16 protein-coding genes are annotated in these 12,209 nt (G+C 29.0%); 2 read left to right on the forward strand and 14 right to left on the reverse strand.

The window, feature by feature from the left end; all coding sequences use genetic code 11:
* Window positions 1–154 precede the first annotated feature (154 nt).
* The 13 genes from GXK56_RS22805 to cdr form a co-directional block, all read right to left on the reverse strand.
* Window positions 155–325: a hypothetical protein gene (locus GXK56_RS22805; protein ID WP_160691766.1), complete on the reverse strand. Its 171-nt coding sequence runs from the start codon at window positions 323–325 to the stop codon at window positions 155–157.
* A 248-nt stretch (window positions 326–573) separates the two neighbouring features.
* Window positions 574–873, reverse strand: coding sequence for a hypothetical protein (locus GXK56_RS22810; protein WP_202127931.1), 300 nt, complete (start codon window positions 871–873; stop codon window positions 574–576).
* 132 nt (window positions 874–1,005) lie between these two features.
* Window positions 1,006–1,293 (reverse strand): hypothetical protein, encoded by a 288-nt coding sequence (locus tag GXK56_RS22815; RefSeq protein ID WP_160691768.1) that lies wholly within the window; start codon window positions 1,291–1,293, stop codon window positions 1,006–1,008.
* A 66-nt stretch (window positions 1,294–1,359) separates the two neighbouring features.
* The gene (locus GXK56_RS22820) at window positions 1,360–1,722 is read right to left on the reverse strand and encodes a MazG nucleotide pyrophosphohydrolase domain-containing protein (RefSeq protein ID WP_160691770.1); all 363 of its coding nucleotides are present in this window, start codon (window positions 1,720–1,722) and stop codon (window positions 1,360–1,362) included.
* 125 nt (window positions 1,723–1,847) lie between these two features.
* Window positions 1,848–2,114, reverse strand: a complete 267-nt coding sequence (locus GXK56_RS28345; RefSeq protein WP_243156223.1) for a lysozyme inhibitor LprI family protein — start codon at window positions 2,112–2,114, stop codon at window positions 1,848–1,850.
* 41 nt (window positions 2,115–2,155) lie between these two features.
* The gene (locus tag GXK56_RS28350; RefSeq protein ID WP_243156224.1) at window positions 2,156–2,458 is read right to left on the reverse strand and encodes a hypothetical protein; all 303 of its coding nucleotides are present in this window, start codon (window positions 2,456–2,458) and stop codon (window positions 2,156–2,158) included.
* A 573-nt stretch (window positions 2,459–3,031) separates the two neighbouring features.
* On the reverse strand, window positions 3,032–3,580 hold the full coding sequence (locus GXK56_RS22830) for an AAA family ATPase (protein WP_160691772.1): 549 nt from the start codon (window positions 3,578–3,580) through the stop codon (window positions 3,032–3,034).
* A gap of 178 nt (window positions 3,581–3,758) precedes the next feature.
* Window positions 3,759–3,932, reverse strand: coding sequence for a hypothetical protein (locus GXK56_RS22835; protein ID WP_160691774.1), 174 nt, complete (start codon window positions 3,930–3,932; stop codon window positions 3,759–3,761).
* A gap of 35 nt (window positions 3,933–3,967) precedes the next feature.
* The gene (locus GXK56_RS22840; RefSeq protein ID WP_160691776.1) at window positions 3,968–4,684 is read right to left on the reverse strand and encodes an HIT family protein; all 717 of its coding nucleotides are present in this window, start codon (window positions 4,682–4,684) and stop codon (window positions 3,968–3,970) included.
* 68 nt (window positions 4,685–4,752) lie between these two features.
* Window positions 4,753–5,280: a GNAT family N-acetyltransferase gene (locus tag GXK56_RS22845; RefSeq protein ID WP_160691778.1), complete on the reverse strand. Its 528-nt coding sequence runs from the start codon at window positions 5,278–5,280 to the stop codon at window positions 4,753–4,755.
* 732 nt (window positions 5,281–6,012) lie between these two features.
* A complete protein-coding gene (locus GXK56_RS22850) occupies window positions 6,013–6,846 on the reverse strand; it encodes a polysaccharide deacetylase family protein (RefSeq protein WP_160691780.1) in 834 nt (277 codons plus the stop codon).
* Window positions 6,847–7,211: 365 nt separating this feature from the next.
* Complete coding sequence (locus tag GXK56_RS22855; protein WP_160691782.1) at window positions 7,212–7,478, reverse strand: SHOCT domain-containing protein; 267 nt, start codon at window positions 7,476–7,478, stop codon at window positions 7,212–7,214.
* Between the two features lie 71 nt (window positions 7,479–7,549).
* Window positions 7,550–10,030 (reverse strand): CoA-disulfide reductase, encoded by a 2,481-nt coding sequence (cdr, locus tag GXK56_RS22860; protein WP_160691784.1) that lies wholly within the window; start codon window positions 10,028–10,030, stop codon window positions 7,550–7,552.
* A 242-nt stretch (window positions 10,031–10,272) separates the two neighbouring features.
* Between cdr and GXK56_RS22865 the strand changes: the two genes are divergently transcribed.
* Complete coding sequence (locus GXK56_RS22865) at window positions 10,273–10,482, forward strand: cold-shock protein (RefSeq protein ID WP_160691786.1); 210 nt, start codon at window positions 10,273–10,275, stop codon at window positions 10,480–10,482.
* Window positions 10,483–10,565: 83 nt separating this feature from the next.
* Here GXK56_RS22865 and GXK56_RS22870 read toward each other — a convergent pair whose 3' ends face one another.
* Window positions 10,566–11,120, reverse strand: a complete 555-nt coding sequence (locus tag GXK56_RS22870; RefSeq protein WP_160691788.1) for an XRE family transcriptional regulator — start codon at window positions 11,118–11,120, stop codon at window positions 10,566–10,568.
* Window positions 11,121–11,265: 145 nt separating this feature from the next.
* Between GXK56_RS22870 and GXK56_RS22875 the strand changes: the two genes are divergently transcribed.
* On the forward strand, window positions 11,266–12,201 hold the full coding sequence (locus tag GXK56_RS22875; protein WP_160691790.1) for a multidrug resistance efflux transporter family protein: 936 nt from the start codon (window positions 11,266–11,268) through the stop codon (window positions 12,199–12,201).
* The last annotated feature ends 8 nt before the right edge of the window (window positions 12,202–12,209 follow it).

Genomic DNA, 12,209 nt, shown 5'->3' on the forward strand with positions numbered 1-12,209 from the left:
ACATAAAAACTTGTTGCACTGATACAAATCATTTTATATAATTTATATTTTAATCAACCTATACATATGCAGTAATTATTTTATACAATTATTTATAAAATATAGTAATTTAAATATCATACTATTAGTGAATAAGTATCCATACAATACATACTTATTCACTAATCATATAGTATGGGCATTCCAGTATATTCCTATATAAAACATTAGTTAATTCAATAATTTCAGTATATGGCATATTTATTTGCCTATATAAAAATACAGTAATTACAATTACAAACGAGAGAAGAGAAAATATACCTATAAATATAAAGTTTCTTTTCATTAATTCCCTCCTATAAAAGATACCCTTATCATAATAATCCATATTTTAATTTCTTCAAGAATTTTGTTATTCATACTTTCATATATATATTAACTACTCTCTTAAAACCCACTCGTATATACACTTTTGTCTTTCACCTTCTTGATACATTTCATTATCTGATGGCAAGTCTACTATTTCGTTAAATTTAAGACCTGCCTTTTCACAAGTTCTACGAGATGGAAAGTTGTCTGGATTGCATGTTATTATTAACTTTCCATTCCATGAGCAATTGCTATCTGTTTAATAATTTTACAAGCCTTAGAAGCATAGCTATTACCTCTATAAAATTTTTCAATCTGATACCCTATATGACCACCATAATATAAATTATTATTATATCCAATACGGATATCAATATTACCTATAATATCATTTGAATTATGTATAGTAATCCTATATTTATATGCAGGTACATAACCTTTTTCCTCATTAGCTGGTGTCTTTTCTTCAATTTTCAAATCAATATCCCCATCTGTTAAATAATCGAAGTCTTTAAACTCAAACATCCGTAACCACCCTTATTTCTTCATCATGATTTATTAATATTCATTTGTTACTAAACCTTGTTTTATTAACATACCGCAGCTTATTACTTTAATATGAAGCTGTTTTATATAATTTATGGATTATATTTCAAATCATTTCTCCATGCAATTTAATTTTAAGTATTTTTTATTCTTTCTTTTTCTTCCTCTTTGCCATTCCTTATCTAAGTCAAAATTATTATCAGCAGCCATTTCAAAGACTAAGTATAGAATGTCATATAGTTGATGTTCAATTTTATCTATATCTGAAGCATTTACAGCCTTTTTCAACAACTCAAATTCTTCATTTAACCAATTTATTTTCTGATGATTATCCCCATTTAAAGAATCCATCTTAACTAAAAATTCTTTAACTTCATCTTTATATTCATTTAATGACATATTATTTACCTCACAAACTTTAATTTGTAAATAAAATATATTGATAATTCTACAACAAATAGGAATTTATCTATCCTCATATTTACTCTTGTATTCTTTAGCATAGTTACGCTCCATATTCTTTTTATGTTTATCTATATAGGAAGAAGATATTTCCTCTGCTGTAATTCCGTATCTAAGTAATGTACCATTAAAATACATTAATACATCACTCATTTCTTCACAAAATGCTTTTCTAACATTTTCATCCTCCATTATAGCCGCATCGCCTTTTTTCTTTATTATTGAGATGCATTCACCTATTTCTTCCATCATCCAAAGAATAAAGTTCCTACCATACTTTGCTTCCAATGGTGACCAAGTATCTTTGTGCAATTCATATAAATCCCTTTGCATATTCAGCATATCTGAAATTTTTATATCATTCATTTTATTTCCTCCACAAATTATAATTTATATCATAATTAATCCTATTAATATATTTTAAAAGTTTTTTCGCCTAATACCCCATTATTATTTTCTTTATTTAATCTTTTCTTAATTTTTAAATACAATTACTCCATATAGTTATTTACTAATTCATAACATCTCTTTTTTGTTGAATCTGCTAACGATAGATTATAATTAACTGGTTCAAGGGTTCCACCCTTTACTTTGTCTGCTGAATTTCTTGCATCACTTTCTTTTTGTGATATCCATGCTAATTCCTCTTTTTTTAATTTTTCCATTTTACTAGAAGGCAAAGTCTTCTGCAATTCCTTGTAAATTTCATTTAACGCATCATCCCAAAATTTATACTGTGCTCCACTTGAATTTCTCATATCTTTTGTGGTAATTGCATCCTTGAAATTATAATCCTTATCTATTTTGCCTGAATATCATTAAGTTTTTGTGTGTAATAATCTTTTTTATTAGTAGTTGTATCATTGTTTTCTTGATTTGAATCATTTGGTTTTGACTCTATAGATTTATTGTTATTATTTTCTTTATCTGATGTGTCTTGTTTAGGTCCTAAATTATCTTCCTGTTTTGTCTCTACAGCAGTACTGCTATAACTTTCTTGATTAATTGGCTTACTCAAACTACATCCAGCTATAGAAAGTGTACTGGATATAATTATTGCAATAATAATAAGTTTTTTCATTTTTTGTTCCTTTCCTGCCATTTATATAATTTTTATCCGCCATTGTTGCACCACTTTTATAATGTGAATTTTATTTTGGGCTTCTCTTTGATTTTACAATGTAAGTTACTAAATGAGTTAAAACGAGAAAGAGAAATAAGTCCAAAAAAATATGATAAGTATCTTTTATCAAAAAATTATTTGAAGGCGAAATTATATGATGTGTTTCTTTGAAAAAATTATTGTAACTTTCTATTCTTTTTGTAGAACTAAAATACATCGAATATTGAATGAAACACCAAATGGAAACAAAAGATAATAATACATATTTACCTATTTTATCTTTCACGATAAATATAATAAAGCAGATTATGAATATTACCCACCAAATAATATCTATTGGCTCATCCCTGATAGCCGATTCAACAAGATAGAAATTTCCAATTTTCACCCCTAAAATATCAAGTGTAAACCAAAAGAACAAAAACGAGACTAAAACATTTATTATTTTTTTCATTTATTACTCCAATCTTATGCAAAAAGCTAATTTTTCGCTCAATAATTTGCTTTTATTCATTTGCTATTAAATCTAATTTTGTTATATGTTAAAATTGATTACTCTGATGCAATCGCATTTTTTATGATTTCTAAATTATATTTCAGATCATCTTCTCCATGAACAATAAATTGTTTACATCTTAATAATTTTTCCCACTGATCATGTTTTAACTTACTCCTCATATGAATATTTCCTGTATCATAAGCAGCCGCCCATTCAATAAATTCCATATGATTTTGATACATGTCGCCACCTACATTAATACGTGAACCAAAATGCTTCTTTTCTCGCTCCTTTAAGCGCTCAATTCTAACATTTTTATCTGTAACCACACGAATTGCCAATGTAAAATAGGGAATTAACTCATCACCCCAATCAACTAGTGAGCCAGAAATAACAACTTTATCTGAATTTAAAATATCATTTTTCATCATTTGAATGCGCTCTTCTATTTTTCTTTTTTGTGTGTACTTAGGATTTGTTGGAATCCAAAAATAATCATCTGTATCCATAAAAGTATATCCTAGTTGCTCTGATATGAATTTTCCTAATGTAGATGTTCCTGAACCTGATGCTCCATATATGTGAATTACACTTCGATACATAATTTCCTCCTCTACAAATTCTTATTTATATTACTCAACGTTAATGGGAGTTGTCCATATATACAATTTGTCTATTTATTCCCTTCAGATAATGGCTTACCATTCCAGTAATCATAATCCTCCGCTGGTTTATGAGAAGCTGATGATAAATACCACCATATGCCAAATTTACAGTTGTTTATTTATTTAGCTTTGATTTACGAACATATTTCATAAGGTCTATGGCACTTCCTATGCCCATACCAAGAATCATTCCAAAAAGAATATCATTAAATAATGCACCTAAAACTATTCCTAATGCACAACCATAGAACATTCCACTATTCATTGTCTTATGTTTTTTTACTGACATACCTAGTCCTCCAAACTTCAAATAAATTTATTTCATCATAACCTCTTTAATCCACTTCTCATTTCATTTATGAACCATCTATATTCTTCTTCACTTTCATATGGACTAGGTTCAGAAATACGGTAATCAATAGGTGCACTTGGGAAATCATCATCAAGATACCTAGGGAAAAGATGACAATGTACGTGAGGCGCTGAATTGCAGTGCATCTCATAATTAATCTTAACTGCACCAGTTACTTTATGTAAAACTTCAGCAACCTTTTGAACTTCACTCATAAAATTAGCCATTTCTTCTTTTGGCATATCATAAAAAAGCACGCTATGATATTTTGAACCTACAACACACTTTCCAAATAATCGTCCTTGTGCACTTGGCTCAACCGTAACCCACGAATAATCAAGAACAGCAATCTCCTCCATTCCATCTGGCATAGGCAATGCATTACAACAAGGGCATTTTTCTTTGAGTGACTCTTCTGCATATTGAGGAAATCTATAGTGAAAACTTCCTCCTTTAGGTTCAATTTGATTATTAGCACACTTTATAAGATTGCTCTCAATCTCTGTCTTTTTTTCTTTGCTGAATACTTTAATTTCTCTTATTTTCTTTTCATCACGAGAAAAGCCTAAAATCCCCAAGCAGTCATTATTCATTCTGTTTACTGCAATCAAAACATCATAATCATTGTATTCATGTTCATTAAAGCCATATTTACTCTTTTCATTACTAGTTGCCCATCTTATTAACATAAGATTTGCTCCTTTATTAATTAAAATTGTTTACTAAATTAATATCTATAAAAATTCAAATATATAAGTTACTTATTAAAATACTCCTCTCTAGTAATTAGCAATTCAACAGTTCCATTAACTTCATTAATTATACTAAATCCAGCTTCCTTATGTATTGCAATAGCAGCTTCTCTTGTGATCTCAAAATCATTATGGACTGCTGGTGCATTATACTCTTCAAATGCAACTCGAATCAAATTTTTTAGAGCTTCTATTGAATATTTCATTCCACGATACTTAGATTCAAGCACAATTCCCATCTCATACCAATTTCTATCATTGTTCCAATGAATATTTACTTCTCCAATAAAAGTATTATCTTCTTTCCTTGTGATATATGCATAAAAACATTTGGGCTTGTTGTTAACTATATAAGAATACCACTCAGCCCATTTATTCTTTGGAAAGTCTATACATCCTGTATTCTTATCGTATCCCTCATATGAAACATCATAACCTTTATTATAATTCATCGTATCAGGTTGGCTCATTATCTTCTGACGGTACGCTAGTTCTTCAATTGCTGGAATATAAAAATATAATCTTTCCTTCATAATCTCTCCCTTATTCAAAATACTAATTCTATATTTACTTTCCTCTTTCAATATACTAATCTACTTACTATATAGATAGTTTTAACCAATATTGAGTATAATTTTTTAAATTCAATCTTTCTACCTCTAAAATCCTAACTTGATTTAATGTATTTATAATATGACTGCTTATATTAGTATCCTTATAAAATTATTGATAATATCAACTTCGCCCCTCATAAATACTTAACCAAAATATCTCATAAACTATAACAATCTATTCTTAATTATACTACAAATTTTCACTTATATCCAAATTATTCCTAACCTTCCACATAATTTTTGAATGCTAAAATTAAAGTTCCCCATTTAAATCACGAATAAATCCTATATTTAATGCAAGTATTCATAAAAAATTTCACTATATAGCTGTTAAATAAAAAATCACCCCAGATTTTTTAATATCAGAAGTGATTTTTTAATATAAAACCATAATTTTGATAATATAATTTTGTTGAATAATTATAATAATTCATATGAGAATGCCTGCTTTATATTTGTATCTCTTATCAAATAAATTCATCTAAATAAACAAAATTTAGTTGCCCACTTTTAGAATAAAATTCTCTGAATTCCCATTTTGGGCGTAAAATTCATAAATGCAGCATGGCTACTTTTTATATAAGTGCATATTCTGAAGAATATATATGGTACAGAATATTTATTGTAATAAGGTTGAGAATATTTATTCTCTTATTTAAAATAAACTTGCTTGCCCCCAGGAATCTCATATATTTCATTATTATCTACGCTTAACCACACCGATTGATAAGATGGATTATACACAAACTCTCCACTCATAGAAAATTGTAAATTATCACATGCTTTTAAATAATCAACTATTTCTATATTAGTTGCATACCAGATATCATCTCTATTTCCTACTTTTTCGCAAAACTCCTCTATTACTTCCCAATTATTATCTTTAGTGAATTCATAGCTATGCCCCCATACATAAAACATATATAAATATTGTTTTTTAGCTAGCGCAACAAAGTCATCAGCATATTTCAATAAATTAGGATCAACGTGGCGACATGTACCTTTCCATTCTAAGAAATCTCTTGGCATTTCAAATGTTCCAGTTGTATCTACAACTCTTGCATATTCTATTCCTAGGCTTAGTAGTAGAGTCTTTATTTCATCTGAAAAAGATCCATTAGGATAGGATAACCCTCTAACTGTGTATCCTACTATTTCTTCAAGCTTTTCTCTATCTTCTATTATTTCTTTAGCAACATGTCCTATAGGTGATCTTGCTATTGTTGGATGAGTTGTTGTATGACAGGATACTTCATGTCCCTTAAATACTTCTGGAATTTCTTCTTTAGGTATTCTTAATCCATATACATCATTGGGAGTTGGAGGTGCATCTTTCAATAATCCTGAATTTAAATGAAAGCTGCCTTTTATTCCATACTTATTAAATAGTGAAATTAATCTTTTATCAGGTTCTCTTCCATCATCATAGCTCATTGTTAATACTTTAAATTTTCCTTTAGGAAAACATCTATAAATTGTTCTCATCTTTTATAATCCTTTCTTTATTTCATTTAGAAGTCGTTTGCATATAAAATCAACTCAATAAACAGACTGTCAAATGTTTGTTATATGTACATGTAATTACAGTTTGTTGCACACGTGTTCAATACATAACATAATTATATTCCTCATAATTATCTTTTTCAAGGCTTATTATTTCTTAATTCATTAATTCTTTCATCACATTCCAAAACATTCATATAATTTTATGCATAAGTGTTTTTATTATTAGCACTAAAAGTAAAAATAATAGAAGTTTTTCCCAATGCAATAATATTACAATTTTAAAATAAAAATACTGCATAATAGCCTTTCCCTTACTATTATGCAGTATTTAATATTAACCTATGCTACCTATTTATTTGCTCTTTAATTGACTTATACTCTTCTTCAGTAATTTCACCTTTAGCTAATCTTTCATTTAATATACTCATAGCTTTGGCTGATGCTGGAGGTGAATAGGCAGACGCTAATTGCTTATTACTAAATACCTTATACATTAAATATACAAACACTAATAATAACACAATCATTGGAATCATCATAAAGAAGTTAGGACCGCCTCCATACATTATTCCAAAACCATAACCACCGCCACCAAATACATTACAATACATAATTACACCTCCATTTTTTCTTTATTGTATTACAAACTTATGAAGAAATTGTGTAGATTAATTTACCAATACTATATAAATAAGTTTAAACTAGAATCATCTGCTGCGCCTAAGTAAGAAGCAACTCCACCTATTTCAACACCATTAATGAATTCATCTTTTTTAATACCCATTAATTCCATGCTCATTGAACATGCAACAACTTTCACTCCCATATCAATTGCATTTTTAATTAATGTTTCTAAGCTGTCTACATTGTGCTTTTTCATGATTTGTTTAATCATTGCAGGTCCCATTCCCATCATGTTCATTTGAGATAGTGGTAATTTTCCTGCATGAGCTGGAAGCATAACATCAAACATTTTTTCCATAACATCTTTTGATACGCTAGGTTTATCTTGGCTCTTTAATATATTTAAGCCCCAGAATGTGAAGAACATAGTTACTTCCTTGCCCATTGATGCTGCTCCTGTAGCTATTATAAAGGAAGCTATTGCCTTATCTAAATCTCCGCTAAATACTACTAAGGTTGCTCCATTTTTATCAACAGCTGGTACTGAACAGGATTTTTGCCCTTCTCCAGCGCCTTTCCTTATTAAAGCAACAAAAGCTTTTTCTTTACTATCAAATTCTGCCTTTATTAAAGTGTTATGAGTTGATTCGCACCATGATTTAATATCTTTTGCAAAACCTGGATCACTTGCTTTTACTTTTAAAATATTTGCATATTCCATTTTATTTATTTCTTCAAATACCCTCTTTATTGGACCAGGGCATTGAAGACCGCAGGCATTTAATGTAATATCAGCATTTATTTCTTTTATATCTAAATCATCTACTTTCATAACAGCTACCTCATCTTCTACTTCCTTAATATTTTTATATTGGTTTTTAATACTTTCATTAGCTCTTTTTACGCTTAAGTACGTCTTTACTCCACCATCTATATTTGTACATTTAATTCCATTTTGTTCAAGAATTCTGCAGGCAACATATCCTCTTTGACCTACTTGGCAGGTAACATATATATCCTTATCCTTTGGAATTTCTTCTATTCTATTTCTTAATTGTCCCAAAGGAATATGAATAGAATTTTCAAAGCCACCTGTCACTAATTCAAATTCTTCTCTTATATCGATAATTATAGAATTATCTTTATTTAAATTATCTATTTCATTCCATTGAATTGGTTTAATAAAGCCTTCTATAATGTTTGATGCATAGTAACCAAGCATATTAACAGGATCTTTTGCAGAATTATATGGCGGTGCATAACAAGGTTCAACATCTTGTAAATCAAAAACTGTAAGGTTTACTTTTATTGCTGTTGCAAGTACATCAATTCTCTTTTCAACTCCATCAAGACCTACACCTTGAGCTCCATATATCTTTCCAGACTCTGGATCAAAGAGCATCTTAAAAGCAATTGGAAATGAGCCTGGATAATATCCTGCATGAGAACCTGGATGAATATGAACTGCTTCATATTTTAACCCTAATCTCTTTAGTGTTTTTTCATTATTTCCTGTTGTAGCAACTGTGTAATCAAATACCTTTGCAACTGATGAACCTAAGGTTCCTTTATATTCTGTATTTTTCCCACAAATGTTATCAGCTACTATTCTTCCTTGTCTATTTGCAGGCCATGCAAGTGGAATCATTGTTGGCTTTTTATTTACAAAATCCATAATCTCAACTGCATCTCCTAAGGCATAAATATTAGGATCAGAAGTCTTCATGAATTTATCTACTACAATAGCACCTCTTTCATTTAAAGCTATACCTGCTTCTTTAGCTATTGTTGTTTCTGGCTTAACACCAATTGACAGTATTATCATGTCTGTTTCAATTTCTTTTCCACTACTCAATACTACTTTTTTACCCCTGCTTGTAAATTTAGCTACGCCATCATTTAGTATTAATTCAACACTTTTATCTATTAAATGTTCATGTATAATACTTGCCATTTCTATATCAAGGGGAGCCATTACTTGATCTAAAGCTTCAACAAGTGTAACGTCAATTCCTCTTTCATGAAGATTTTCAGCCATTTCAAGACCTATAAATCCACCACCAATAACAGTTGCTTGTTTAGGTTTATTATTATCAACATAAGCTTTGATCTTATCTGTATCTGGTATATTTCTTAGGGTAAATAAATTATCACATTCACTTATTCCCTCTATTCCAGGTTTTAGAGGTGCTGCCCCTGGAGATAAAACTAAAACATCATAGGTTTCTTCATATTCTTCTCCATTTTTAAGGTTTTTAATTTTCAAAATTTTGCTATCTTTATTAATACTTATAACTTCAGATAAATTCCTAATATCTAAATTAAATTTATCACTCATTTCTTCTACTGTTTGAACTAATAACTTTGATCTTTCATCTATAACTTCTCCTATATAATATGGAAGTCCACAATTAGCAAAAGATATATATTCACCCTTTTCAAACATTACTACTTCAGCATTTTCATCTAATCTTCTAAGTCTAGCTGCAGTAGATGCACCTCCAGCAACCCCACCAACAATAACAATTTTTCTATTCATAAGAACCTCTCCTTCTTATATTTTATTTACCTATTAACAATCATTTAATTGACATTTTCTTAACTAATGTAGTTATAGAAATTTTGTTTTTGATTCAATAAATTATCTTAATTTTAGTTTAATAGTTTTAGCTAATATATTCTGTGACTTTATCACACTTTAATTAGTGACTGTTACTCTTATGCATAAAAATTGTTATTTTATTAATACTATATTTAAACTAGTTAATAGGAGGCTCTTATATGGCAAAAACAACAGGTATAGTTAAATGGTTTGATAATGAACGTGGTTATGGATTTATTTCTTGTAATAATGGTAATGACGTTTTTGTACATCATTCACAAGTTCAAGAAAAAGGCCCAGATAAAGATTTGCACGAAAACGAAAGTGTAACCTTTGATGTAGAAGATGGTAAGAAAGGCCCTATGGCAATTAATGTACATAAATTATAATCATTAAAATGAAAAATAAAAAAACAGGCAGTACTAAATCAAACTGCCTGTGTCATAATGAAATTCTAAAAGCTTTTAGCCTTTTATTTCAAATATAGTATTATATTTTGAAATACGGAAACACCATTATTTATATTTTTGTATCCATGTGGTTTGTTGGCCATAAATCTTATTGAATTTCCCTTTTTTAATATAAATTTCTTGTCATCAATACTTATTTCAATTTCACCTTCAGTAACAATTATATATTCTTCAACACCTTCATTATGAGGAGACGATATATGATTGCAATTTTCTTCTAAATCTATAGTAAATATTTCAAATCCTTTATTAGCATCAAATGGAAATATTGAATATAATCTCATTTTGTTGTTATCTTCGATTATTGGAGCAATATCATTTTGACATATTACTTGTAAGTCATCTTGATTATCCTCAACAAACAATGAAAAAGATACCTTTAACCCAGTTGCTATTTTCCAAAGAGTTGAAACTGTTGGATTTGACTGCCCTCTCTCTATTTGACCTAACATGGCCTTACTTACACCAGTTAATTTAGTCACTTCATCTAAACTTAAATTTCGCTTAGTACGTATTTCTCTTAATTTATTACCTATAATTAAATTTAAATTTTCCATATATAACTCCTTTATTATTATAGGATTTTTTTGATCGCTCTTAATATATTATAATATTTTCTTGATTATGTAAAACTGCTTTTGTATAATATAACATATATTTTTATAATATAACGCACAGATATTATATGAAAGGAGCTTTAAAATGATAAAAGCACTTATGCTAGGAATAACAGCATCTCTGTTTTTTGCCTTTACTTTTATAATTAATCAACAAATGAATTTTTCAGGTGGCAGCTGGCTTTGGAGTTCATCACTTAGATATATTTTCATGCTGCCTATATTACTTGTTATTGTGACAATTCAAAATAAATTGTCCTATGTTTTAAAAAACATAATAAAAAAGCCTCTACAATGGATTCTCTGGAGTACTGTAGGTTTTGGGCTATTTTATGCTCCTCTTTGCTATGCCTCAGCATATGGTGCTTCTTGGCTGGTTGCTGGAACTTGGCAAATCACCATAGTTTGTGGAGCAATTATGTCTCCATTTTTTTACAGCACTATAGAAACTGAAAATGGGCCTATTAAAACACGAAATAAAATCCCTAAAAAATCTCTGCTCATGTCATCGATAATTTTAATAGGTATATTTTTTATGCAGTTTGAGGAGTTTAGAAGAATACAGGATTATAGAGTGCTTTTAGGTATTATTCCTGTTATCATAGCTGCATTTTCCTATCCTCTTGGTAATCGTAAAATGATAGAATTATGTGGTAACAGCTTTACTACCATAGAAAGAGTATTTGGAATGACCCTTTGTAGTATGCCCTTTTGGATAATTATATCAATCTATGGATTATTTAAAGTTGGTTTACCTAGTTACGGACAAGCAGTTCAATCCTTTATAGTTGCTAATTTTGCTGGGATTATTGCTACAATATTATTTTTCAAAGCAACTGATATAGTTAATAAAGACCCACATAAATTAGCAGTTATAGAGTCTACCCAAGCTGGTGAAGTAATATTCACTTTACTTGGTGGAGTATTTTTATTTCACGATAAAATTCCTACATTCATTGGCTTAATTGGTATATTACTTGTTGTTTTAGGAATGATCTTAAATAGTATTATTAGATCATAAAAATATAT

It is taken from the genome of Clostridium sp. C2-6-12 (assembly GCF_009928485.1).
Taxonomy (GTDB): Bacteria; Bacillota; Clostridia; order Clostridiales; family Clostridiaceae; genus Clostridium.